Source organism: Nonomuraea sp. NPDC050643, from assembly GCF_040654715.1.
Taxonomy (GTDB): domain Bacteria; phylum Actinomycetota; class Actinomycetes; order Streptosporangiales; family Streptosporangiaceae; genus Nonomuraea.
The window spans coordinates 233,410-255,349 of the sequence record NZ_JBFAIM010000004.1; the positions used below are offsets into that span (position 1 = coordinate 233,410).

General features: G+C 67.3%; 27 protein-coding genes. 22 read left to right on the plus strand and 5 right to left on the minus strand.

Features of this window, described 5'->3' with window-relative positions; genetic code table 11:
- Positions 1–3 precede the first annotated feature (3 nt).
- The 13 genes from AB0I15_RS07135 (at position 4) to AB0I15_RS07195 (ending at position 9,717) form a co-directional block, all read left to right on the plus strand.
- Positions 4–618 carry a hypothetical protein gene (locus AB0I15_RS07135; protein WP_358091311.1) on the plus strand — a complete coding sequence of 205 codons (615 nt, stop codon included), beginning with the start codon at positions 4–6 and terminating at the stop codon, positions 616–618.
- Complete coding sequence (locus AB0I15_RS07140; RefSeq protein ID WP_358091313.1) at positions 615–1,043, plus strand: hypothetical protein; 429 nt, start codon at positions 615–617, stop codon at positions 1,041–1,043. Before AB0I15_RS07135 ends, AB0I15_RS07140 begins: the two co-directional genes overlap by 4 nt.
- Positions 1,040–1,420: a hypothetical protein gene (locus AB0I15_RS07145; RefSeq protein ID WP_358091315.1), complete on the plus strand. Its 381-nt coding sequence runs from the start codon at positions 1,040–1,042 to the stop codon at positions 1,418–1,420. The genes AB0I15_RS07140 and AB0I15_RS07145 overlap by 4 nt, the downstream gene beginning before the upstream one ends.
- Positions 1,420–1,965: a hypothetical protein gene (locus AB0I15_RS07150; protein ID WP_358091317.1), complete on the plus strand. Its 546-nt coding sequence runs from the start codon at positions 1,420–1,422 to the stop codon at positions 1,963–1,965. The genes AB0I15_RS07145 and AB0I15_RS07150 overlap by 1 nt, the downstream gene beginning before the upstream one ends.
- Positions 1,962–3,116, plus strand: a complete 1,155-nt coding sequence (locus AB0I15_RS07155) for a hypothetical protein (RefSeq protein ID WP_358091319.1) — start codon at positions 1,962–1,964, stop codon at positions 3,114–3,116. The genes AB0I15_RS07150 and AB0I15_RS07155 overlap by 4 nt, the downstream gene beginning before the upstream one ends.
- A gap of 195 nt (positions 3,117–3,311) precedes the next feature.
- A complete protein-coding gene (locus tag AB0I15_RS07160; RefSeq protein WP_358091321.1) occupies positions 3,312–3,695 on the plus strand; it encodes a J domain-containing protein in 384 nt (127 codons plus the stop codon).
- A gap of 82 nt (positions 3,696–3,777) precedes the next feature.
- Positions 3,778–4,755, plus strand: a complete 978-nt coding sequence (locus AB0I15_RS07165; protein ID WP_358091323.1) for a hypothetical protein — start codon at positions 3,778–3,780, stop codon at positions 4,753–4,755.
- Positions 4,756–6,236: 1,481 nt separating this feature from the next.
- On the plus strand, positions 6,237–6,872 hold the full coding sequence (locus tag AB0I15_RS07170) for a hypothetical protein (RefSeq protein WP_358091325.1): 636 nt from the start codon (positions 6,237–6,239) through the stop codon (positions 6,870–6,872).
- An 84-nt stretch (positions 6,873–6,956) separates the two neighbouring features.
- Positions 6,957–7,643 carry a hypothetical protein gene (locus tag AB0I15_RS07175; RefSeq protein ID WP_358091327.1) on the plus strand — a complete coding sequence of 229 codons (687 nt, stop codon included), beginning with the start codon at positions 6,957–6,959 and terminating at the stop codon, positions 7,641–7,643.
- Between the two features lie 524 nt (positions 7,644–8,167).
- On the plus strand, positions 8,168–8,560 hold the full coding sequence (locus AB0I15_RS07180; RefSeq protein WP_358091329.1) for a hypothetical protein: 393 nt from the start codon (positions 8,168–8,170) through the stop codon (positions 8,558–8,560).
- A 93-nt stretch (positions 8,561–8,653) separates the two neighbouring features.
- Positions 8,654–9,091, plus strand: coding sequence for a hypothetical protein (locus AB0I15_RS07185; protein ID WP_358091331.1), 438 nt, complete (start codon positions 8,654–8,656; stop codon positions 9,089–9,091).
- A 254-nt stretch (positions 9,092–9,345) separates the two neighbouring features.
- Positions 9,346–9,489 (plus strand): hypothetical protein, encoded by a 144-nt coding sequence (locus tag AB0I15_RS07190; RefSeq protein ID WP_358091333.1) that lies wholly within the window; start codon positions 9,346–9,348, stop codon positions 9,487–9,489.
- A gap of 15 nt (positions 9,490–9,504) precedes the next feature.
- A complete protein-coding gene (locus AB0I15_RS07195; RefSeq protein ID WP_358091335.1) occupies positions 9,505–9,717 on the plus strand; it encodes a helix-turn-helix domain-containing protein in 213 nt (70 codons plus the stop codon).
- Here AB0I15_RS07195 and AB0I15_RS07200 read toward each other — a convergent pair.
- The gene (locus tag AB0I15_RS07200) at positions 9,714–10,298 is read right to left on the minus strand and encodes a hypothetical protein (RefSeq protein WP_358091337.1); all 585 of its coding nucleotides are present in this window, start codon (positions 10,296–10,298) and stop codon (positions 9,714–9,716) included. The genes AB0I15_RS07195 and AB0I15_RS07200 overlap by 4 nt on opposite strands.
- 161 nt (positions 10,299–10,459) lie before the next feature.
- On the opposite strand from AB0I15_RS07200, the gene AB0I15_RS07205 reads away from it, so the two are divergent.
- Both AB0I15_RS07205 and AB0I15_RS07210 read left to right on the plus strand, forming a co-directional pair.
- Positions 10,460–10,807: a hypothetical protein gene (locus AB0I15_RS07205; RefSeq protein ID WP_358091339.1), complete on the plus strand. Its 348-nt coding sequence runs from the start codon at positions 10,460–10,462 to the stop codon at positions 10,805–10,807.
- The gene (locus AB0I15_RS07210; RefSeq protein ID WP_358091341.1) at positions 10,797–11,765 is read left to right on the plus strand and encodes a tyrosine-type recombinase/integrase; all 969 of its coding nucleotides are present in this window, start codon (positions 10,797–10,799) and stop codon (positions 11,763–11,765) included. Before AB0I15_RS07205 ends, AB0I15_RS07210 begins: the two co-directional genes overlap by 11 nt.
- A 465-nt stretch (positions 11,766–12,230) precedes the next feature.
- Here the strand turns inward: AB0I15_RS07210 and AB0I15_RS07215 are convergent, their stop codons facing one another.
- Positions 12,231–12,722, minus strand: coding sequence for a hypothetical protein (locus tag AB0I15_RS07215; RefSeq protein ID WP_358091343.1), 492 nt, complete (start codon positions 12,720–12,722; stop codon positions 12,231–12,233).
- A 78-nt stretch (positions 12,723–12,800) separates the two neighbouring features.
- Here AB0I15_RS07215 and AB0I15_RS07220 point away from each other — a divergent pair, with 78 nt between their 5' ends.
- Entirely contained in the window at positions 12,801–13,859 is a 1,059-nt protein-coding gene (locus AB0I15_RS07220) for a hypothetical protein (RefSeq protein ID WP_358091345.1), read from the plus strand.
- Positions 13,860–13,937: 78 nt separating this feature from the next.
- Here the strand turns inward: AB0I15_RS07220 and AB0I15_RS07225 are convergent, their stop codons facing one another.
- Positions 13,938–14,096, minus strand: coding sequence for a hypothetical protein (locus AB0I15_RS07225; protein WP_358091347.1), 159 nt, complete (start codon positions 14,094–14,096; stop codon positions 13,938–13,940).
- A 103-nt stretch (positions 14,097–14,199) separates the two neighbouring features.
- On the opposite strand from AB0I15_RS07225, the gene AB0I15_RS07230 reads away from it, so the two are divergent.
- Positions 14,200–14,838: a ParB N-terminal domain-containing protein gene (locus AB0I15_RS07230; protein WP_358091349.1), complete on the plus strand. Its 639-nt coding sequence runs from the start codon at positions 14,200–14,202 to the stop codon at positions 14,836–14,838.
- A gap of 109 nt (positions 14,839–14,947) precedes the next feature.
- Positions 14,948–15,958, plus strand: coding sequence for a GNAT family N-acetyltransferase (locus AB0I15_RS07235; protein ID WP_358091584.1), 1,011 nt, complete (start codon positions 14,948–14,950; stop codon positions 15,956–15,958).
- 29 nt (positions 15,959–15,987) lie between these two features.
- Here AB0I15_RS07235 and AB0I15_RS07240 read toward each other — a convergent pair whose 3' ends face one another.
- Both AB0I15_RS07240 and AB0I15_RS07245 read right to left on the minus strand, forming a co-directional pair.
- Positions 15,988–16,902 (minus strand): IS982 family transposase, encoded by a 915-nt coding sequence (locus tag AB0I15_RS07240; protein WP_358091351.1) that lies wholly within the window; start codon positions 16,900–16,902, stop codon positions 15,988–15,990.
- Between the two features lie 57 nt (positions 16,903–16,959).
- Positions 16,960–17,334 carry an ASCH domain-containing protein gene (locus AB0I15_RS07245; RefSeq protein WP_358091586.1) on the minus strand — a complete coding sequence of 125 codons (375 nt, stop codon included), beginning with the start codon at positions 17,332–17,334 and terminating at the stop codon, positions 16,960–16,962.
- Positions 17,335–17,372: 38 nt separating this feature from the next.
- On the opposite strand from AB0I15_RS07245, the gene AB0I15_RS07250 reads away from it, so the two are divergent.
- From AB0I15_RS07250 to AB0I15_RS07265, 4 genes are all read left to right on the plus strand, one after another.
- Entirely contained in the window at positions 17,373–17,858 is a 486-nt protein-coding gene (locus AB0I15_RS07250; protein WP_358091353.1) for a hypothetical protein, read from the plus strand.
- Positions 17,855–19,141, plus strand: coding sequence for a PBSX family phage terminase large subunit (locus tag AB0I15_RS07255; protein ID WP_358091355.1), 1,287 nt, complete (start codon positions 17,855–17,857; stop codon positions 19,139–19,141). The genes AB0I15_RS07250 and AB0I15_RS07255 overlap by 4 nt, the downstream gene beginning before the upstream one ends.
- Positions 19,142–19,354: 213 nt before the next feature.
- Positions 19,355–19,906 carry a hypothetical protein gene (locus tag AB0I15_RS07260; protein WP_358091357.1) on the plus strand — a complete coding sequence of 184 codons (552 nt, stop codon included), beginning with the start codon at positions 19,355–19,357 and terminating at the stop codon, positions 19,904–19,906.
- A 38-nt stretch (positions 19,907–19,944) separates the two neighbouring features.
- Positions 19,945–21,939 (plus strand): hypothetical protein, encoded by a 1,995-nt coding sequence (locus tag AB0I15_RS07265; protein ID WP_358091359.1) that lies wholly within the window; start codon positions 19,945–19,947, stop codon positions 21,937–21,939.
- Position 21,940: the final 1 nt, after the last annotated feature.

A 21,940-nucleotide genomic window follows, 5' to 3' on the forward strand; every position in this document is an offset into this window, starting at 1 on the left:
CAGATGGCCATCGGAGTGGACTTTGACGGCGTGATCCACGCCTACAGCCGCGGTTGGTACGACGGCACGGCCTACGACGAGCCGATGCCCGGCGCCATCGCAGGACTGCGGGCCCTCATGGAGAAGCACCCGGTGTTCATCCACACCAGCCGCAGCCCTCGACAGACAGCCGAGTGGCTGGCCGAGCACGACTTCGAGGCGTGCATCGAAGGCACCATCCACGCGCCCATGAAGTTCTGGAACGAGCGCGGCCGCCTGCTCGTCACAAACCGGAAGCTCCCGGCGACGGCGTACCTCGACGACCGCGCCGTCCGCTTCACCACCTGGACAGCGGCGCTCGATGAGCTACTGCACGGCGGCCGGAAGGCCACGGACCTGCGGGCCGCGTTCGACCGCATCGACGCCCGCCACCAGCCCACCACAACCGAGACGTGGGTCTTCTGCGGCGACCACGACAAGCAGTGGGTGCAGTCGCTCCTGACGATGTGCCCGATGTGCGCGCCCCGGCCGATCACCATCTGCGCCAACGATGACTGCCCCACCTGGCCCTGCGCCGACCACCTCGCGCTCCACGGCGAGACCGCCGCCACCTGCACCCACAAGGGAGACATTCGATGACCGAGCAGCAGCCGATGACGCGCACCGACTGGCGGGGCAACCCGTACACGATCGGTACGACCATCTACTACCCGCGCATGTCCGGCCGGTCGTGCGAGATCCAAGAGGGCGTCGTCGTTGACATCTGGGACGCCGTATACGACCGCGACGTGTTCAAGTGGGTCCGGTTCAGCCCGGACAAGGCGAGCCACCAGGACGCCACCGGAAACGACCGTCAGACCCGCGTCAAGGTACTGCCGACCGGACGCGGCTCCCGGAACTTCTACCGCAGTGACCAGCGTCTGGTTACCGACGAGCAGGGCGAGTACGTCCGGGATGAACAAGGCCGCGCCGTATGGGAGACCGTGGAGATCAAGCCCGTCACCCTGCTGATCACCGAGAACATCACCGTCGTCACCTGCACCCACCAGGACGGCAGTCGATGAACACTTGGGAGGAACGCCGCAGGCAACAGCGACGATCGGAAGCGATCACGATAGGCGCGCTCACCGCCGTCGCAACACTAATCGTAGGCGTCGCGGTCGCGGTGGGCCTGGCCGACGATGACGAGGAGATCGTCACGGCCGACTGCGTGGACACCACCTCGATCGCCACTGACGGCTCCTATCGAGCGGTGGACGAGCGGTTCTGCGACGGCGGTTCCCACGTCGGCTACACATACGTGTACGGCGGCTCCTACAGCGGAGGCCGCGTACGCGGGGCGACTACCGTTCGCCCCAGCAACGTCGGGATCAGCAGCCGCTCCGGCAAGGTGATCGTGCGTGGGGGCTTCGGCTTCAACGGCAAGGGTGGTGGCGGCTGATGCTCAACCACCTCACCCCGAGTGAGCGGGCCGTCCTGCTCATCATGCTCAACCGCAGCCTCGACGACCAGCTCGTCCCGCCCGAGGCCGCCGACCACGTCCGGCAGCACTTCCGGAACCAGCTCGAAGCGTTCGTCAGCCTGCGCCCCGCCACCCTGGTCTACACCGGGTGGCGGGGCGCCGCCCGTCACCGGGTCCGCGCCGACCTGGAGGACGCGCTGGCGCGCGCCGGCGGGCGCCTCCACGTGATCGTCGGCTACAACCCGGACACCGACGAACCGTCCGGCGGTGACCGCTGGACGTACGAGTGGGCCAACCACACGCCGGGCGTGACCGTCGAGACGCACCCAGCGCCGTGGCACATCCGCGAGCTGGCCAGGTCGGCCGGACCGTATCGCAACGGATTCATGCTCGGCCTCGCCGCTGGCCGCGGGGACGCCTTCGAGGTCCTGGCCCACCTGCACCCGTCCAGCAGAGGCGCAGCAGGTACCGCCGCGTACGCCGACTACATGGGGCTGCGCATCCGGAAGGAGCCCGCCATATGACCGGCAAGTCCGACGTCAAGAAGCTCGTCGAGGCCGAGACGGAACGCCTCGGCTTCACGATGCAGCTCGCCAACGGCAGGTTCCTGATCACCAACCCGAGGAACGGCCGCACCGGCGAGATCCCGATGCAGGCCATGGGCCGCGGCCTCGACAACTACAAGACCAAGATCCGCTCACTGCTGCAGGACCACCCCACGAAGCCCGCACCCATGGTCGCCGCCACCGACCTCGCCACCGAGAAAGACGACACCATGCCCCGCGACACCTGGTGGAGCGTCGAAGCGCTCCTCGCCGCCGCCTTCTCCAACGGGATTAAGCCGTACGTGTCGGGAGGCAACCTCCACACCCCCGGCCCTATCGACGCCCAACCCTTCGCGGAAATGCTCCATGTCCGCAAGGACGAAGTGATCGCCCACCTCACCAAGAACACCACCGCCACCACCGAAGGAGACAGCACCGTGCCGAAGATCGGCGACACCGCCACCGTCGTCAGGAGCAAGCCCCGCGACATCTTCGCCGACGCCGAAGCGTTGTGGGGGCTGCTACGCGACGCGGCCCGCGATCAGGGAGACAAGCCGCTGACCAACGGCGGCGTCGTCGGCGTGCAGTGGCAGGGCGCCCTCTCCCAGATCATCAAGGCCGCCTGCTCCGACTGGGACACCATGCACGAGCAGGACGTCCGGCAGTACCTGAACCGGACCGAGCACACCCGCTGCCACCGTCCCCGCGCCAACCCGCCCGTCTGGTGGATCGCGCTGGAGTGGAACGACGGCGGGCTCACCATCACCAAGCCCACCCCGAAGCCCGATCCCCGGACAGTCGCGGCCGCGGCCGCCGCGAAAACCACCGCCGAGACTTCCGCGAAGACCCCCGCCGCAGCCCCGGCCGCAGACACCCCGCCGCCAGCCACCGCGGGCCCAGCGCTGCGAGCCCTCATTGGGTTCGAGCAGGCCATCCAGAAAGCGGAAGCCGAGCGGGACGACGCGGTCCACGACCGGGACGCAGCGCGCACCGAGCTGGAAGAGATTCGCACCGACCGGGACAACCTCCTCGTCGAGCTGGATGAGGTCAAGGCCGACCGCGACCAGGCCAAGACCGAGCTGGCCGCGATCAACGCCGTGTTCGCCCGGTACGGCGGGGACACCGCATGATCGGCCTGTCCGATCGAGACACGGAGGGGCAGAATGCTGTCCCCTTCTGACCTCAAGCCGTGCCAGGGCAGCAAGGGCAACCTGCCGTGCGGGAAGCAAGTCCGGTGGACCCGCGCAGAGAGCGGCGCCAATCTTGCCGTGGACCCCGCTCCGCGCCCGGATGGCAACACCGCCGTGTGGAGGGATGTCCACAGGGTGCTTCGGTCCCGCCGCATCACCGAGGACGAGCCGATCGCCCCGTGGGAGAAGCGGATGATGCCGCACACCGTCACCTGCGCCGGGAAGCCGCGCGTCGAGGTCCCGCCCCCGCCACCACCGCGCCCGCCGCGCAGGCCCCAACCAGCAGCCGGGCATCTGTACAACCTGCTCGGCGTCCCCAAGACCGCGAGCAGGGACGACATCACGAGGGCCTACCGCAAGCTGGCCCGCCAGCTCCACCCCGACCTCAACCCCGACCTCAACCCCGACCCGGCGGTGAGGACGAGGTTCCAGGAGATCGGAGAGGCGTACCACGTCCTGTCCGACTCCGGCCGGCGGCAAGCCTACGACCTGACGGGGCGGCCTCCACGAGCCGGATGACCGTTAATTGCGGTACCGCTATCGTTGCGGGGCGCCTCTTCCCTCGGTGGCTCCCTTGGAAAACCAGCACGTAAGGGGCCTGATGGGTTACAAGTTGGCCGACGAGGTGGCGATCAACGCGCCGAAAGCGACCCCGCCGAGGGATCTGCTCGCGCTGATCGCTATCGCGCGCAGGATCAACGACCACACGCGCACCGGCTGGCTGACCCGCGAGGAGATCGCCCATTGGGCGAGGATCGATGTGCGGTCGGTCAAGGCGATGCGGGAGCGGCTGGTCGAGGCGGGGCTGCTTGTCGTGCTTGAGTCCGGGGGCGGCCGCCGGAAGGCGACCGTGTTCTACATCCCTCCGATGCCCGGGTACCTGCCTGGGCAGCCGCCGCGCCCCCTCGATCTGGAGCTCGAAGCGGGACCTTCGGACTTCCCCGTTTCGGGGCCGGACGGGTCCACGGAGGACCGGAAAGGGGGAAGTCCAGACTTCCCCGTTTCCCCTGTGGATGACGCTGTGGATGACCGGGAGACCGGTGGAAAAGGGGGAAGTCCAGGCTTCCCCGTTTCGGGGACGGAAAGGGGGAAGTCTGGACCGGAAAAGGGGAAGTTTGGGACCAAAAGGGGGAAGTCTGGACTTCCCCCCAATCCTCTCTCCACTCCTCACTCTCAATCCTCTTCATCGCCGTACGGGGTCGAGGAGGAACCGAGCCGACCAGCCGCCGCCCACCAACCGGAAGAAGACGACAAGATCAGCAAGGAGGAGAACACCCCGGCGGCCAGCCGCGCCGCCCGGGTCATCACCAAGCGCATCGGGTGCCCCCTCGATGAGGCCGAGCGCGTCGCCGAGGTCATCGCCCGCGAGAACCGCGTCCGCAAGCCGCTGCACATCTACGTCGCAGGCATCCCGGCGGCAGACCTGCGCACCTGGCGCGAGACGACACGCGACCACGAAGCCCAGCAGCAAGCAAAGGCAGCGCGCACCACCCGCACAGCCGGCCGGTGTGACCTGCACTGGTCGTCGCTGCCCTGCATCGGCTGCGCGGCCGACGCCAAGGCCATGCCCGACGCATGAGGAGCTGGTTGGCGGATAGAGCAACACCCCGCAAGGCCGCCACCAGCACAAACACGGAACACGCCCACAAGGCAGAGCGCCGGAACCACGCGAAAACAGTCCTAAAGACAGCCAGAATGAGCCGGAAACCCATCAGAACGAGGCTGAGCCACCTCCTCGTCGCTGATGGGTTTTCGCATGCCTCCAGACGCACAACGACGCATCTGACGCACTACGGGAAACGCGACGCACCCTCTAGAGCGCGCTGAGATCAACGCTGAGCGACGATCACCCACGGGTCGGTATAAGGAATACCCCCCGGAATGTGATTCGCTCAGCGTCGATCTGAGAGCGTTCCAGCAAGATCGAGACCCGAAAATCCTGAGCCGAGGGTGGGCGACGGGTCGTAGGTCGGCAAAAGGGTCGGGTTCGTGCCAACGCAGACGATCAGCCGAGCTGACGATCTGTCGAACACCGGTTCGATTTGCCTCCAGGCCAGCCGGGGTTTGTTATCTGACCGTTATAAATCCGCCGGAAAACTGTTACCTGAAACCGCCCCCTTCAAGGTCATTACCGCCCTACTGTTTGTCATGTGCAGATACGAACGAGCGAACGGATCGCGTGGCTGACCTGCGGGTCACTCGCAACGGTCCTAGTAGCGCTCACGCTGACAGGAGGGGATGTGACCACGGCAACGCTGGTCGCCGCCGAACCCGTCACCACAGTGACCGTGAGCGGTCCGCCCGGACCGCCCGGACCCCAGGGACCGCAGGGCGAGCCGGGCGTGTCCGGCCCACCCGGACCCCAGGGCGAGACCGGCCCACAGGGCAACCCCGGACCGTCCGGACCGCCCGGACCCCAGGGAAGCCCCGGCCCAACCGCCACCGTCACCGCCCTCCCGGTCCCCGGACCGAAGGGCGACAAGGGCGACGCGGGACCACAGGGCGACCCCGGACCGACCGGACCCGCCGGACTCCAGGGCGAGACGGGCGAGACCGGACCCCAGGGCGAACCGGGACCGACCGGCCCCAAGGGCGACCCCGGACCGACCGGACCGCAGGGCGACCCCGGACCCACCGGCAGCGCCGGACCGACCGGCCCCGCCGGTACCAGCGACCCCGGACCGACCGGAGCCGCAGGCCCCGCCGGACGCGACGGGAGCGCCGGACCGTCCGGCAAGCCCGGATCGCCCGGACCCAAGGGCGACCAGGGCGACCCCGGTACGGCCGACACGGCGGAACCGGACAAGCTCAGCGCGGCGAGCACGGCCAGCGGAGACCCCGTGACCGTGTGGGCAGCATGGGCCGCCGCCTTGCTGGCAGTCGGAGCCGCAGCGCTCGGACTGCTGATCAGGTGGCGACGCCGCAGACGCGACGAGGCCAGCGAAACCCCTGGTCAGCCCGTTAACAGCGGTAGCACAATCGACGACACGCAGCAGCTCTGACCTACCCGCCCGCCCGGACCGTCCGGGCGGGCACCCCACACCACGAAAGGCAACACCCATGATCAGCACCAACCCCGCCGAGATCTACGACGCCATCGAGCGCGTGACCATCGCCCACAAGGCCACGTTCTCGCGTCAGGGCATCTCCCGCCCGATCGGCTTCGTTGTGATCGGTCTGGCCGCTACCGGCCGCCTTGACGAGCTGGCCACCGCCAGCGCTGAGGGCAGCGTGGCCGACCGGATCATGACCGGCGATGAGCTGAAGGACCTTCCCGCCGAGTGCATCGCCACACGCGGCACCGGCAAGAGCGCGGTCAAGCTCACCACGTACGCCCTGATCGGCATGCACGTAGCCGCTCAGGTCGGTTTCGGTCAGGCGACTCTCACCGAGCTGGGCAAGGTCCCCGGCACCAGCGCCACCAAGGTGCAGAACTTCCTGGCTGAGCTGCCCGAGATGGCCGAGTACCGCAAGGAAATCGAGTCCCGGAAGAAGGCCGCCGCGAAGACCGCCGCCGACACGGCCGCCGTCCGGCTCGTGTGGAAGTTCGCCGAGAAGTTCAAGGCCCCGCACAACGAAGAGACGTATGCGGAAGTCATGGAAGACCGTGGCCTGACGTTCGACCAGGTCAAGGCGACCATTGCGCTCGTAAAGGCTGACTCCGAGGTCAAGGCCGCTGAGAGCGCCGACGCCTAGCAGCACCGGGCGCGCCCGTGTCGCCACCACGGGCGCGCCCGCCCACCCCTCACCAACCAACACCGCAACGCCACAGGGAGCCCCATGTTCACCGTCACCCGCGACCAGGCCGAGAACGCCCGCGACCACGCCATGACCGCACGCCGCAGCGCCGACGAGCACCCGGCCACGTGCCGTAAGTGCGCCACCGGAGGTGTCCCGTGCGCGCTGGGCAGCATGTTGCAGCGCGGCGCAGCCAAGATCAGCAAAGAAGCCGAACACGCACTAGCCGCTTACCTCCCCATCGGCAGCACCGTCACATACACCGGGCACACTCGCCGCTACCACGGCCGAGAGTGGATCATCGCCGGACTCGCACCGCGCGCCCCCTGGTCGGGCTACGCGCTGGCTGGAGACGGCTTTGCCCGCTTCGCGGCCAGCCTGCCGAGCGTGGAACTGAGCAGCCGAGAAGCGCAGCGACGCGAGCGCATGCGGACCGCCAAGCGAGCCGTTGAGGCATGCGTGGCAGTGCTCGCGAAGCACCTCATGTACATCGATGCGACCGTGACCATGAACAGCGCCGGGTACGTCCGCGTGTCGTGGACGTCATCAGACTTCATCCGCGCCGAGAATCGCGCCGTTCAACAGAGCAAGACGGAAGCCGGACAGTACATCGGTGCGGCTCTACTGCTCTTGCAGACCATTCGCGCCAACGTGCAGCGCGACGCATGGGGCGACGTCGAGCGATGCGGGGACCGCGCCCGCAGGCTGCGCGAGCACGTCAAGGCGTAGCGCGAACGCGCCGACCAGCGCCGGACCGGGCGACCGGTTCGGCGCTCTCGCATGCCCCCGGGGTCCGATTTCGGGGCCGGCCAGGGCTGCATTCGGCTTGGTACCTGCGAAAAGAATTTGATCTTGTAGCCTTGTGGGCGTTTCTTCTCGGGGTCGGGGGTGCCGTGTCTGGTCTTGCTTCTGGGGTGTCGGTGGTTCGGGGCGCGTGTGTGGGCCCGTGTAATGGGCGTCAGCGTCGGGCGTGGGCTGCTTTCGAGCGGGCGCGTGATGAGCATGCGGACCTGGTGGATGAGTGGGTGAGGAACGGCGAGGAGGGGGAGCCTCCTGTGGAGCCGGAGGTTCCGGAGTTGCGTTGGCGGGCGGGGGAGCCGCTGGTGTGCGGTCGGTGTACGGCGACGGTGCGGGCTGCGCTGTTGGAGGTGGATGGGTTCGCTGCGCAGCTTGCTCGGGAGGCGGATGGGTTCCGGCCGCCGTCGAAGTGGTCGAGGGTGTCGGGATCTCGGCCGAAGCCTGCCGTGTCGCCGGTGGGGGAGCTGCTGGAGAAGCTGACGGGCGGGCTGCTCGACTTCGAGGGGCGGGCGCGGGTGTGGCTGGGGGCGGGTTCGCGGTTGGGCGGGGTCCGGTCGGCGGTTGCTCGGTCGCGGGCGGTGGGCTGGCTGACGGAGTCGGGTCGGCTGGAGAGTGTCCTGGTCCGGGAGGACCTGGTGGGCTTGGTGGATTTCGCTCTGTCGTGGCGGCTGGTGTTGGAGCGGCTGGTCGGGGATGAGCCGCCTGCGTGGACGCCGGCGCGGTGCCGGTGTGGTGAGCGGCGGTTCAACTGGGATGTGAAGGCGGGCTTCTACGTGTGCGCCTCGTGTGGGACGCACGTTTCGGAGCGGGAGGCGTCGGCGCGGGTGGAGGACGAGGCGCGCCGCTAATTGCGGCACCGCTGGCGACCTCAACTTACTGGCTCACTTGACCTGGTGTCATGGCGGGACGAAGCTGGAATTGTGTCCATCGGGGGAGGGGCCATGTCAGACGATCGCATCAAGGATGAACTGGCGCTTTTGGCCGAGCTTCGGTCCAGTCTGGACAACATCAAGGAGCTGTCCCTCTGGGATGAGAGGGAAAAGCGGCTCGTCCCGCAGGTCAACCTGCTTCCGGCGTTCCAGAGACACCGGGTATGGGAGGAGTTTCTGAGGAAGTACCGGCAGCTCCGGGCCGGCCAAATCGCACGCGAAGCGGAGGCTGCCAATGAAGATGACAAGGTAGAGCAGAGCCGTCGACGCTGGGCGCAGGAGGAGAACGACCGCATCGAGCGGCAGCGGCGTGCAGATGCTGCGGCGATGCGACCGGTGGACCCTTCGCCCCGATCACAGGAGCTCAACCGCATCAACAGGGACATCGATCGCCTGCAAAGCGAGCGTTACAGCAGCGGTCGGGGATTCGATTTTGAGTCCGAACAGTAGATCGCGGTGCTGATTGCCGACTGCTGGTGGCAGCCCATTGCGATAGCGGTCCCGCTGCTGGCTTGCGCCGGGCCAGCGGGTGTGTAACACTTCCGGGCGACGGAGAGACGTGTGCCCTCGGACCGATCATGGTTCGGGGGCTTTCCGCTGTTCGGGGGGTGTTGGTGTCCCCTGCGACGGCGAAGACTGCTGCTGTCCGGCTGGGCCGGGAGGCGGTGACGATCCGGCAGTGGGCGCGTCGGTATGGCGCGCGGGTGCTGGGCCGGGCTGGCCGTGAGGTCGTGTACGACTTCGCGGATCTGGCGACGATCGAGGGCTGCATCTGGCGGGGCGAAGAGGTGCCCGAGACGGCGGAGGGCCGGGATGCGTTGCGGGCTCGGCTGGCGGCGGCTGCGTGAAGTGAACAGACAGGGGTGGCTGTGATGGTCAGGAAGTATCAGCGGGTGTCCGGTGCCGAGCGCGAGGAGCTGAAGGCGGAGCTGAAGCGCCGGTACCTCGACGGTGAGTCGATCCGGGGGCTGTCGATCTCCACGGGCCGCTCGTACGGGTTCGTCCACCGGCTGCTGGAGGAGGCGGGGGCGCCGCTGCGGCCGCGGGGTGGCAACCAGAGGCTGGCCTTGGCCTAAGTGAAGTAGTTGATCACGATGCCGATAGGGATTGAAGTGAGGACGCCGAGCACGAGGTACGCCAGTTGACGACGTCTCTCGGCGCGTTCTAGCTTCACAGTCTCCGACATGATGATCTTCTGAACCCTCTCTGCCTGTTCTTTGCTGAGACTTAGAAGATGCTGCTGTTGTTGTGCCTGGGCGATCAGTGCGTCCCGAGCCGCCTTCTGCTCGTCCATTGCCTGTTGTGCCTGGGCGATCAGTGCGTCCCGGGCCACCTTCTGCTCGTTGATGGCCTGCTGAACCTTCTCTAGGTAGTCGGCGAATTCGTCATACGCCTTCTGGAACCTCTCAGAGCGACGGGTGAGCTCGGTGACGGGGTCGTCCGCTGCGAGCTGATCTCTCTTTCGAGCACGGCGCTCGATGAGAAAGACAGTTGCAACGCCTGCCACGAGGGTGGCCACAATCACGATGGCTATGCGTAGCCAGGATTCGCTACTTGCTGCGGAAACGATCGAGGCCAAGCCCACGAACCCGCTGAAGATTCCGAACCTCCAGGAGTTCCGCTCCAGGGGCTCACGGTCGCGGGGCGGTTCGCTCATCCTTACATTGCACAGCATTGCCAGATGGCGCGTCGTCCTTGTGACTGGACTGCGATCATTCACCTTCCATGATCGCCAAGAGGGGAACATAATTCACCTTATGTTCCGCTCTGCTGTGTTACGTTCGGGGGATCACATCCCCGACCGAGAGCATGATCAACATGAGTGAATCCATCGACGCGGAATCTATGAAGAGTGCCCACGCGCAAGACGATCTTACGGATGAGCAGCGAAGAGAGCTCGCAGCCGATCTCCTGAAGGCGGGCATCGCCCAGGCGGGCATCGCCCAGGGGTCGGGAAAGCCTCCCACCAAGCTTCTGTTCCGGATTGAAGTTGAAGGCGGCAATCCGACCGGCGTGGAGGAGAAGGCCCTGGCTGAGGCCCGCATCTTCTTTGGTGACCGGGCGAATCTTGAAATCGTCGAGGGCGAAGTTCGGCCCGGTACGGGCCAGGGGCGGTTCCGGGCAGATGTCGTGATCGGAGTCGTGGGACGTAGCCGTGGCGACTGAGCTGGTCCTGCCGTCCGCTGACGACCTCGCGCTACCGCTCGACCTGCCACCGATCATCCTCGACCTGACCCGGGCGTGGCTGTGGTCCTACGACTCGCCGAACACGCGCGACGCGTACGAACGGAACATCCGGCGGTGGTTCGCGTTCTGCGCGGAGACCGGCCTGGACCCGCTGGAGGCGCGCAAGCCGCACGGCGACGTGTTCTCCCGCTGGTTCCAGGAGACGGCCCGCCGGCCCCCGAAGCCGAAGACGGTCGCTCAGGTGCTGTCGTCGGTGTCGTCCTGGTACGAGTACCTGCACGAGACCGAAGCCCTCGACGCCAACCGGTTCAAGAAGACGCGGCGGCCGAAGACCCCGCGCAAGCACTCCGAGACGGTGGCGCTCACCAAGTCGGAGGCGCAGGACTTCCTCCGGGCGGCCGACGCCGACCACGGCCGGGAACGGCTGCGCACCGCGGCGCTGATCCGGCTGCTGCTGCAGACCGGCATCCGCGTCTCCGAGGCGGTGAACGCGCAGATCGACGACCTCGGGTTCGCCCGCGGCTATCGGACGCTGCGCATCACGGTGAAGGGTGGCGACACGATCACCCGGAGGCTGCCGGTGGAGACGACGCACGCGCTGGACGTCTACCTTACTGAGCGGGCGCGCCGCGAAGGGGTCGAACTGCAGGACCTGAAGGGCCCGCTGTTCGCGACCTCGACGGGCCAGCCGTGGAGCAGGTCGAAGGCGTTCGAGCTGGTGCGGCGGATCGCCACGCAGGCGGGCATCACGTCGAGGGTGTCGCCGCACTCCCTGCGGCACACCTACGCCTCGCTGGCCGAGGAGAGCGGCATTCCGATGCGGCAGATCCAGCTCGACCTCAACCACGCTGACGTGTCCACGACGGAGATCTATCTGCATAGCCGGGACCGGCTGGAGAAGGACGCCTCTCAGGTGGTGGCGTCGCTGCTGGAGTAGGAGGATCACGTGCCCAGGTCAAGATCAAGCTCGCTGGACAAGGCGGCATGGACGCATCACTGCGGCGCGATCAACCTGGGCACGTGGACTGATCGCGCGGTATGCGGTGGCTGCCGGTACTCGGTGGCCCATGCCGAGGACGTCGAGCAGTACCGGCTGGCGCGCCTCTGGTGATCCGGTGTGCTGATCCTCGCATTCGTCGCGTTTGGGGACTTTCGGAACGCTGATCACGCGGGTTTCGCGCGTCTCAGAGCAACGCTCTCGCGCGATCGTGACCGTCTGAAGGTCATTGGGTGAACCCGAAGGTCGATCTTGCTAGCGACGATCTGAGATGTTTTCGCAGGTCGCCGACATAACGACAAAGGCAACCGGCCGGTGACCCGGCACAAACCGGTTGTCCGGTCTCATCCGACCCGAGGCATGTCTCACTGATCACGAGGCGGGCATCGTGATGTGCGACGGGGTTTACGCCTTGGTGCGTTCGAGCCGGAAGAGTGGGATCAGTACGGCGGCAACGCACAAGGCCAATAGGCACGCGGCAATGCCGAAGAAGCTCCAGAAGTTGAACCACCGGTACCCAATCGCGGCGAACGCGAGCGCTTCGCCCACGATGAAGACCCCAGCGATTAGCTTCGCCAGGTCGTTCCATCCTTCTATGGAAGTCGTCAGTCTGTCCATGTTGTTGTGATGGACCTTGGCGGCGTAGGCCTTTGGATCCTTCTGGTACTCCCTCATCTCCTCTGGGGGTAGCAGCCCGATCCATTCGAAGGGCGGCGGGTCGCCCATCTGCGTGGAAAGCGCATCGTAGGCCGCCTGTTTGGCTCGCAAGATCGTCCCGATCTCGATAACGAGGGCGATGAGCACGGTCGGTAGGACTTGTGCCGCCGTGGCGTAGAAAGCTTCGGTTCCCATGGTCGTACTTCGCGGGCCGAAGGCCGGATGTTTCCCGCCGATCATCAACCCATTATCGAACCTTTGTACGTACGGGTACAGGCGCGACTGGGTTTCCCCTCTCACCCCTCGGAGGTTACTGCCGTGCGCTGGCACACCGTCAACTACAAGGCAGAGGACAGCAGCCCATCACTCGTCGATCGCGGCTGGTGGCTGTCGGACCTGCCCCGCCTCATGCTGATCTGCCGCCTGCGCGGACACCGGCCGGTCGTGGACGGATATGGCCCGCGCGAACCCGGCATGGACGCGGCACGCTGGATCGTCTGCGACCGCTGCGGAGCCCGGCCCAGCCCACAGGGCTCGCTCGACCCCGCGAAGTACCAGGTAGGCGACCCATACACCGGACCGTGGATCCCACTCACGCGGGTACTGGCGGCCGACGCGTGGATGGCCATGCTCGGGCTGCGCACCGCGCCCGTCCACGAGGACGACCAGGGGAAGCCCGGCCTGTGGCCGGAGAGCCCACGGGGAACCATCGGCGGACAGGTCGTCGTCGGTAGTCGAGATCTGTCCGGCTTCTCCATCGGGTTCGAGGTGGGCAACGCGGGCAGCGATCACATGCTGGACGCGCACCTGCGGCTCGGCCGACTGCTGGCCATCTACGTGCACACCGAGGGATTCGGCACGTGGGTGCAGCGCCGACTCAACCCGACCGGGTACGAGTCGCGCGAAGTCCGCCTGGCCATCGGAGACTGGCAGTACCGATGGGCGATCTGGGGTCGCAGCGGATACTGGTCCAGCACCACGCCGTGGTGGCAGCAGGGCTACTTCAGCTTCGACCTGATGGAGAAGCTGTTCGGGCCCAAGCGGTACTCGTACGAGCCGGTCGGCGACGAGCAGGTGGGCCTCGTTCGGATGCCCGAGGGCGACCAGCACGAGGTACGGCTGCAGCTCCGGCGGGAACGACTCGGCCGGCCGTGGCTGCGGTGGCGTGACCGCCTGTTCTGGTCGGTGCAGTGGACGGCCACCCCCGGCATCCCATACCGGGCGGGCCGCTCCATCGACTCCTGGTCCGTCCGCGTTGACGACGAAGTGGTCCAGAAAGGCACCTGGCAGACCGCCGCGCTGATCGCACTCGGCGCGAAGATGTCGCAGATGCGGACCCGGAACGGCTACCGCATGTGGCCAGAGATGGGCAGTTGAGGCCCGGGAGGGCGCCCGAAGCTGAGACATGACGGTGCCCCGCCCTACGAGGACGGGGCGCTCGGAGCGGGACTGCTCTCAGTCGTGCTGGTCCGGCTCATTGAAGCCCGCAACGACTTGGACGTGCTGGTCCGGCTCGTTGAAGCCCGCGACGGCCTGTACCGCGGTCGTCGTCACCACCAAGCCTGCAATCGACAAGGCCAGTGCGGTGGCTACACCGCAGATTGTCCTACGCATGTGCGTCCCTTCGCCGATCTTCCAAAGTAGATAGATCTTTACACCGCACCTCGGGCCTTCACGTTCAGCGCCGTCCCACCATCGTCTCTCGCTTGGAGGTGCCATGCCTAGGCTCGTCGTTGACCAGACCTATCGCATGGTCCCGGTCGCTAACCTCGAACCGCACCCGGACAACCCGCACCAGGGCGACGTGGATGTGATCGCCGAGTCGATCGAGAAGAACGGCTTCTACGGCACAATCCTGGTCCAGCAGTCGCGGATGCGGATCATCGCCGGGGAGCACCGCTGGCGCGGCGCGAAGGCCAAGGGCCTAGGCCAGGTGCCCGCCCTGATTCTCGACGTGGACGATGACGCCGCGCTTCGCATCCTCCTGGCCGACAACCGCACGGCAGAGATCGGCGGGTACGACGACCAGGCCCTTGCCGAGCTGCTGCGCAGTCTCGACGACCTCGACGGCACCGGGTGGACGGAGCAGGACCTCGACGACCTGGCCGAAGCGATCGCCTCCGACAACGCGGTGGCTCTCACCTCCGATCGCGCTCCGACTCCGGGCGGTGGCCGCGCCGACCAGGCGGGCACCGGCGCCCGCGACGAGGAGGAGCTGCCCGAACCGGGCGACGCCGAGACGCACACGCGGCCTTCGGTGTGGGGCGTGGTCGTCACCTGCGACAGCGAAGCGCAGCAGGTGCAGCTCCTCAACCAGCTCGCCGGCCAGGGCTGGAACGTCCGCGCCCTGATGTAACCCGCCGCCCGCTACCCCCTTGAGAGGTCGTGCTGTGCGAGCCGAGATCACCGTATCGGCACCGGTCCACAAAACCGCCCGAGTACTGCAGCTCCAGGGCTTGTTCGATGTGCCCGTGGAGGAGCGGCTGAGCAACTCCTGGGCGATGGACCTGCCGATCGAGGACCAGTCGTGGAGCGTCGGCCTGATCGTCGGCCCCTCGGGAGCCGGTAAGACGACCATCGCGCGGCACCTGTGGCCCGACCACATCACCAGCCCGCACACCTGGTCCGATGACCAGTCGCTGGTGGACGACTTCCCGGCCGACATGTCCATCAAGGACATCGTGGCGCTGCTCGGCGCGGTCGGCCTGTCCTCGCCGCCGGCGTGGCTTCGGCCGTACCGCACCCTATCCAACGGGGAGGCGTTCCGCGCGTCGATCGCGCGGGCCCTGGCCGAGTCCGGCGACCTGGTCGTCATCGACGAATTCACGTCGGTCGTGGACCGCCAGGTCGCGCGCGTCGCCAGCCACACCATCCAGAAGACCGTACGGCGCAGCGGCCGCCAGTTCGTCGCGGTGACCTGCCATTACGACGTCCTGGAGTGGCTGCAGCCGGATTGGGTGCTGGACGTCTCGACGGGCTCGTTCGAGTGGAGGTCGGTTCAACCCCGGCCAGCGCTCCAGCTCGAAATCCGGCCGGTCGATGGGCAGCTCTGGTCCGTCTTCGCACGTCATCACTATCTGAGCACGGAGCTCCACCGCTCCAGCAAGAAGTTCGCCGCGTTCATCGACGGCGAGCCGGTCGCGTTCCTGGCCTACCGCCACTTCCAGCACCCCGCGACGCGGAACCTCAAGATGGAGCACCGGCTGGTGGTCTTGCCCGACTATCAGGGGCTCGGCATCGGGAGCCGGTTCTCCGAGTGGACGGGGCAGCGCCTGTATGAGGACGGGTTCCGCTACCGGTCGGTGTCCAGTCACCCGGCGCTGATCGCCTACCGGAGCGCGTCGCCGCGGTGGCGGATGATCCAGGGCCAGAAGAAGCTCGGCACCCGCTCCAAGCACCAATGGATGCACGCGCAGACGCTCGACCCGCGCCGCCTCGGCACCGTGTCCTTCGAGTACGTAGCGCCGCGCGCCTAGATGATTGATGCCAAGGGGTCTGGCTACGGTTAGTGGTCGTATGCGATCAGGGATCGCTTGATCGGCTGGCCGGTCTTGTCGTTGAGCCAGATCGCGGTGGTCAGCGCGAGGATGCGGGCCAGCACGCGGATGATGACGCCGGCGCGGGTACGGCCGCCGTGACGTTCCAGGTCCAGCTGGCCTTTGAAGGTCTGGTTGATCGATTCGATGGTCTGGCGCAGTGGCTTGAACAGCTCCGCGCCGGGCCGCTCGGACTCGCCTCGGCGGGCGGGGCGCAGCAGATGCAGCTCACGCTCGGTGAGCTCACCTTCGAAGACACGGCCGTAGTACTGCCGATCGGCGATGATCGTCTGATCCGGGCGGGCGGCCAGCACGTCGGGCGCGGCCCGCAGCATGCCGAGCAGCACCTCACGCTCATCGGCCTTGGCACCGCTCAGCGCGAACAGCACCGGCAGCCCGCCCAGCGTGCACAGCAGATGCAGCCGCAACCCCCAGAAATACCGGGAGTGGGACGCGCAGTAGCCGTACTCCGCCCACCCGGCCAGATCTGAGCGCCGGGCCGTCTCCCGCGAACGGCCGCACTCCACCGGAGTGGAATCGGCCACCCAGACATCGTCACTCCACAGCGAGGTGTCGGCGGCCAGCAACCGGATCATGTGCGCCACCAGGCCGCAGGCGTTGCGCAGCCGCCGGTTGTAGCCCGACTGACCAGGCAGATACGGGAACATCACGCCCAACTCGACGCGAGCGTGCCGCAGCCAGCGGCGCTCGGAGGTGAAACCCAGCAGCGCCGACAGCACCGCCAACGTCACCAGTTCGGCATCACTTAGCCTCGGCGCGATGCCGACCTTCGGCCGCCACGGTGACAGCTGCGGCTGGGCCTTCAACACATCATCGATCCGCACGTACAGTGCTGTTGCGAGGGTGTCTAACTCTTTCGTCACACATCGAGCATGGGCACCCTCGCCCTAACTCCGCAGCTACGCCTTCGCATCAATCATCTAGGCAGCGAAGGCCTTCGTCCACCCGGCCGGAGCCGGCCGTAGCCCGAGCGCTCCAACGGCGGGCATCGGCTCGACGGCTGGCCGCGCGTCCGTGACCAGCCAGTGATAGCCGCCGGGCACTGCCCACGGTGACGAGCTGTCCTGGCGGATCTCGACGAGGTTCACCGACCCGAGGATCACGCCGCGCAGCAGCGGCCCGTCGAGGGTCACCCCCAGCACCTCCATGAGCGCGAAGCCCTCGGCGTCGGTCTTGAGGCCCGCGTGGATCAGGAGCCTGCCCCGAAACGGCGTGGTCCAGCTCCGGTTCTCCACGTCCTTGATGCCCGCGATGAGCAACGCCGCCCATGGCTGCCGGACGGTCAGCATCCGCATCTGCACCCGAGCAGCGTAATAGATCAGGAGTTCCCCTCATGGTCGTCAGCAAGGCCCGCCAGGTCGAGATCTCCCAGCGTCGCTACCAGGCCGTGCAGATGCGGATCGCCGGAGTGTCGCCCACGGTCATCGCCGACCGGCTGGGCTACTCGGGCGCGGCCTCGGTGTCGAAGGACATCGACCGGGCGCTGCAGAAGGCCGCCAAGCAGGAGCAGATGGCCAGCGAGCAGCTTCTCAAGCTGGAGATCGACCGGCTCGACCGCATCATGGCGTCGCTGTGGCCGAAGGTCTTGAAGGGCGAGGTCAACGCCGCCGAGACCGCGCTGAAGTGCATCAACCGGCGAGCAACCCTGCTGGGCCTGGACCTGATCAACCGCAACGGCGTCGCGGACGGCGACATGGCGTCTCTGCTGGGCAACCTGCTGATCCAGATCCAGCAGCGCCACGCCCTTCCCGACCCCGACACGGACAGCATCCTCGAGGCCGAGGTCATCGGCGAGATCGAGTCGGGGGACGAGCTGTGAGCACGCCAGCGCCGACGCCGTTGGACCTGTCTCCCAAGCAGTTGAGGTCGATCGGCGAGTCCACGGCGCGCCTGAACATCTGGTCGGGCGCGATCCGGAGCGGGAAGACCATCGCCAGTCTGCTGCGGTGGGTCATGTACGTCGCCAACGCCCCTCGTGGCGGTTCGCTGGTGATCGTCGGCAAAACGAGCGACACGATCGCCAGAAACGTGTTCGACGTGCTCCAGGATCCAGCGATCACGGGACCGATCGCGCGGCGGATCATCTATACCAGAGGCGCCCCGACCGCCAACATCCTCGGGCGACGCGTCGAGATCATCAGCTCGAACGACGCCCGGTCAGAGAACCGGCTGCGGGGCATGACCTGCGCCGGGGCGTACGTCGATGAGATCACCCTGATTGAGCGGGAGTTCTGGGACCAGCTCCTGGCCCGGCTCAGCGTCAAGAACGCCAAGCTGTTCGGCACCACGAATCCGGACGCGCCGAACCACTGGCTGAAGCGCCAGTTCCTCGACCGCAAGTACGAGCTGGACCTGCGGCACTGGCATTTCAGGTTGGACGACAACACGGCGTTGGACCCGGCATACGTCAAGGCGCTCAAGGCCGAGTACACCGGGTTGTGGTACAAGCGGTTCATTTTGGGCCAGTGGGTCATGGCCGAAGGTGCCATTTTCGACATGTTCGACCCGGACCGGCACGTCGTGGATGTGCTGCCGCCCATGGAGCGGTGGCTGGCCCTGGGCGTGGACTACGGCACGGTCAACCCTTTCGACGCCATCCTCATCGGCGTGTCCACCCCGGACGACGCCGGCCAGCGGCGCATCTACCTCGCCAGCGAGTTCCGATGGGACTCCCGAGCTCAGCGGCGGCAACTCACCGACGCCGAGTACAGCCAGAAGCTCGGGACGTGGCTGGACAACATCCCCGACACCTACGGCCCCGGCACCCACGGGGTGCGGCCGCAGTGGGTGGTGGTGGACCCGTCCGCCGCGAGCTTCATCACGCAGCTCCAGCGCGACGGCTTCACCCCGACCATGGGCGACAACTCCGTCAACGACGGCATCCGCACGGTCAGCAACCTGCTCGGCTCCGACCACCTGAGGGTGCATCGCTCGGTGTCCGGGTTCCTCGACGAGGTCGGCAGCTATGCGTGGGACGACAAGCGCGCCGAGAAGGGCGATGACGTCCCGGTGAAATTGGACGACCACGCGTTGGACGCCGCCCGGTACGGGCTGCACACCACGCAAGCAGCCTGGCTGCCAATGCTGCAGCCGGTCTACTGACCCCATGAACGCGCACCCCCGTTCTGTGGCGGGCTGAGGGGTGCGCCGCTCCGCGCGTCCACCCGCGTGCGTTGAGCACGTGACGCGGCCCTGGCCTTGCAGTTGAGGGGCTGCCCGGCCGGGGCCGCGTCACCGCCACACCGAGCAATTCTCGACTGATCGTCAGGGCCATCCGCATCGGGTGGCCCTTTTGCATGTCCGTGGGAGGGCACGATGCGGGATATCGCGCGACTGACCGAGGGAAACCACCTGGCGGCCGGCGTGAGCCGCCACGACACCGCGCGCTGGCGCTGCCACTGGAAGTTGGAGAAGTTCCACGGCGACGACCTCGGCCCGGATGCCGTGCCGTTCGAGACCATCGAGCGCGAGGGCAACGCCCTGATGTACGGCGGGGTGGCCGCGCTGTGGCACCGTCTGATCGGCGGCAATGCCGTCACCGCGTTCGACGCGACCAACGCGAGAGTCGGTGTCGGCGACGGCACCGCCGCGGCGGACCCCTTGCAGACTGATCTGCAGGGCACGAACAAGGTCCGCAAGGGCATGGACGCCGGGTATCCGCAGCACTCGGACGGCACCGGCGCCGCTGCGAACACGGTCACCTTCAGGGCGACGTTCTCCACCAGCGAGGCCAACTTCGCGTGGGCCGAGTGGGCGATCTTCAACGGCGCGTCCGGCGGGCGGATGCTCAACCGCAAGGTGGAGGCCCTCGGCACCAAGACCAGCGCGGCGAGCTGGGTGTTCACGGTGCAACTATCCCTGGTCTGAGCCACAACGCGACTGCCTGACGGGGAGGGGGCCGCTCCGTGGCGACCATCCTGGAGGACTTCGAGGACGCAACCCTCAACCTCACCATCACGGGGACCTGGGCGCGGGCCAACGACTTCGCTGCCCTAGGCACGTCGTGGTCGCTGAAAAGCGCCTCGATCGCGGGGGACGGCACAACGGAGGCCCTGGTCACCGTCCCGGCCGGGGCGACGTCCCTGACCTTCCACTACCGGGTGTCGTCCGAGTCCGATTTCGACATTTTCCACGTCCTGATCGACGACGCGGAAATGCTCGTCATCTCGGGCGAAGTGGACTGGACCCCGGCCACGTTCAACGTGACCGGCCGGTCTCGAGTCACCTTCCAGTACACCAAGGATCCAGATGTAGATAGCGGGTTGGACGCGGCATGGGTGGACCAGATTGCGTTCACCGTGCCCGACACGGGAACGCCCAAAAGCTCGACCGACAGCGGCGCACTGGTCGAGACGACCTCCATCGGCCAGGTGACGGAGGTCGCCAAGGTCAGCAGTGACAGCGGGCGTCTGGTCGAGTCGCGATGGGTGGGCGAGCCACAGAGCGACAGTACGCCGCCGTCGATCCGTTCGACTTCAACCGCGTCATCCGGAGCGCGGTCGTACACCATCAACGCGCCTGCCGGTGTCGCAGCGAATGACGTGCTGATCGGCATCCAGGCAGCGGACCGCGGGTCCACGGCGAGCATGACGACCCCAACGGGCGGCACCGCCTGGCAACTGCTGGACACCTTGGACGCGTCGAGCCAACTCGGTGTTATCCAGGCGATCCGGGTCTGGTGGAAACGCGCGGGATCCGCCGAGCCCAGCCTGTACACGTTCAGCCAGGGCAGCGGCTCGGACGGCGTCTGCTTGATCGTGGCCATCAAGGATGCGTCGCTAACGGCAGCCCCGAAGATCGTGCGTTCGACGGACGGTACCGGCCTGAACGTCACGACGCCGGGCATCACCCCGGATTCGGGGAGCGACCTGGAGGTCCGGTTGGTTGCGGCGTACGCGCTCGGCACCGCCATGACCTTTGCTCCACCGACCGGGCTTACGCCGCTGACGAGCGTCCAGTCGCGGATCTACACCGTTATGACGGCGGCGGCCCGTGCTCTGCAGTCCAACGCGGCCACCGCCCCGGCCAACTTCGTGGCTTCGGTCGATGAGGTGGAGTGGCGGGCCGGCTACACCTTGGCCATCGCCCCGGCGGTCACCGGGCCTGCGCAGGAGGCCAAGTCGGCGTCCGACACGGGGGCCGTGGCCGAGTCATCTGTGGTGACCGTCCCGCCGGACGGCATTCCCAAGGCGGCCAGCGACACCGGAACTGTGACCGAGGCGGCAGTGGCCACGGCCGACGTCATCTCGTGGGACACGGCCACGCTGGCGGAAGCCGCAGCTATCGCCGCCGAGCCGGCTGACGCCGATCAAGCGTCGCTGATCGAGACGTCGATGCTGACGGTTGGCTGGTCGGGCGCGGACCAAGCGGTCTTCGCTGAGACCGCCCAGGTTGACGTCCAGGTGATGGCTGGCGACAGTGGCACGCTGGCCGAATCGGTGGCCATCGCCGAGACGATCGGCCCGATCTCCAGTGATCACGCAGTGCTGAACGAGGTCACCGCGCTGGCGGTGGAGACGACGGCCGGGGACAGCGGTGCGCTGACAGAGGTCGCGGACGTGGCTGTCCTCAAGCAGGCCAGCGATTCCGCGCAATTCGTCGAGTCGGTCACGGTGGGCCTGACGTCGGCCGACAGCGCAACGCTCGTCGAGTCGGCGCTGGGCGAGGCAGACATCACGGTCAGCGACAGCGCGGTCATCGACGACCAGGCCGTGATTGAGGCGCCGCGGTCCGCGACGGACTCGGCGGTCCTGGTTGAGACGGCCACGGTGACGAGCCTGGGCCGGGACATCACTGGGCTTGGCCCGCTCTATCGCCGCTGGTCGGCGGGTTCCCCGTACCGCAGGTACTCCGCTGGTGAACCACGCCGCGACTGGGGCGCAGGCTCACCGCGAACGTAGG

Excerpts from the sequence above, each read along its gene's own strand:
- AB0I15_RS07135 (WP_358091311.1), top strand. The coding sequence starts at position 4 with ATGGCCATCGGAGTGGACTTTGACGGCGTGATCCACGCCTACAGCCGC.
- AB0I15_RS07140 (WP_358091313.1), top strand. The coding sequence starts at position 615 with ATGACCGAGCAGCAGCCGATGACGCGCACCGACTGGCGGGGCAACCCG.
- AB0I15_RS07145 (WP_358091315.1), top strand. The coding sequence starts at position 1,040 with ATGAACACTTGGGAGGAACGCCGCAGGCAACAGCGACGATCGGAAGCG.
- AB0I15_RS07150 (WP_358091317.1), top strand. The coding sequence starts at position 1,420 with ATGCTCAACCACCTCACCCCGAGTGAGCGGGCCGTCCTGCTCATCATG.
- AB0I15_RS07155 (WP_358091319.1), top strand. The coding sequence starts at position 1,962 with ATGACCGGCAAGTCCGACGTCAAGAAGCTCGTCGAGGCCGAGACGGAA.
- AB0I15_RS07165 (WP_358091323.1), top strand. The coding sequence starts at position 3,778 with ATGGGTTACAAGTTGGCCGACGAGGTGGCGATCAACGCGCCGAAAGCG.
- AB0I15_RS07170 (WP_358091325.1), top strand. The coding sequence starts at position 6,237 with ATGATCAGCACCAACCCCGCCGAGATCTACGACGCCATCGAGCGCGTG.
- AB0I15_RS07175 (WP_358091327.1), top strand. The coding sequence starts at position 6,957 with ATGTTCACCGTCACCCGCGACCAGGCCGAGAACGCCCGCGACCACGCC.
- AB0I15_RS07185 (WP_358091331.1), top strand. The coding sequence starts at position 8,654 with ATGTCAGACGATCGCATCAAGGATGAACTGGCGCTTTTGGCCGAGCTT.
- AB0I15_RS07200 (WP_358091337.1), bottom strand. The coding sequence starts at position 10,298 with ATGAGCGAACCGCCCCGCGACCGTGAGCCCCTGGAGCGGAACTCCTGG.
- AB0I15_RS07205 (WP_358091339.1), top strand. The coding sequence starts at position 10,460 with ATGAGTGAATCCATCGACGCGGAATCTATGAAGAGTGCCCACGCGCAA.
- AB0I15_RS07215 (WP_358091343.1), bottom strand. The coding sequence starts at position 12,722 with ATGATCGGCGGGAAACATCCGGCCTTCGGCCCGCGAAGTACGACCATG.
- AB0I15_RS07225 (WP_358091347.1), bottom strand. The coding sequence starts at position 14,096 with ATGCGTAGGACAATCTGCGGTGTAGCCACCGCACTGGCCTTGTCGATT.
- AB0I15_RS07230 (WP_358091349.1), top strand. The coding sequence starts at position 14,200 with ATGCCTAGGCTCGTCGTTGACCAGACCTATCGCATGGTCCCGGTCGCT.
- AB0I15_RS07245 (WP_358091586.1), bottom strand. The coding sequence starts at position 17,334 with ATGCGGATGCTGACCGTCCGGCAGCCATGGGCGGCGTTGCTCATCGCG.
- AB0I15_RS07250 (WP_358091353.1), top strand. The coding sequence starts at position 17,373 with ATGGTCGTCAGCAAGGCCCGCCAGGTCGAGATCTCCCAGCGTCGCTAC.
- AB0I15_RS07260 (WP_358091357.1), top strand. The coding sequence starts at position 19,355 with ATGCGGGATATCGCGCGACTGACCGAGGGAAACCACCTGGCGGCCGGC.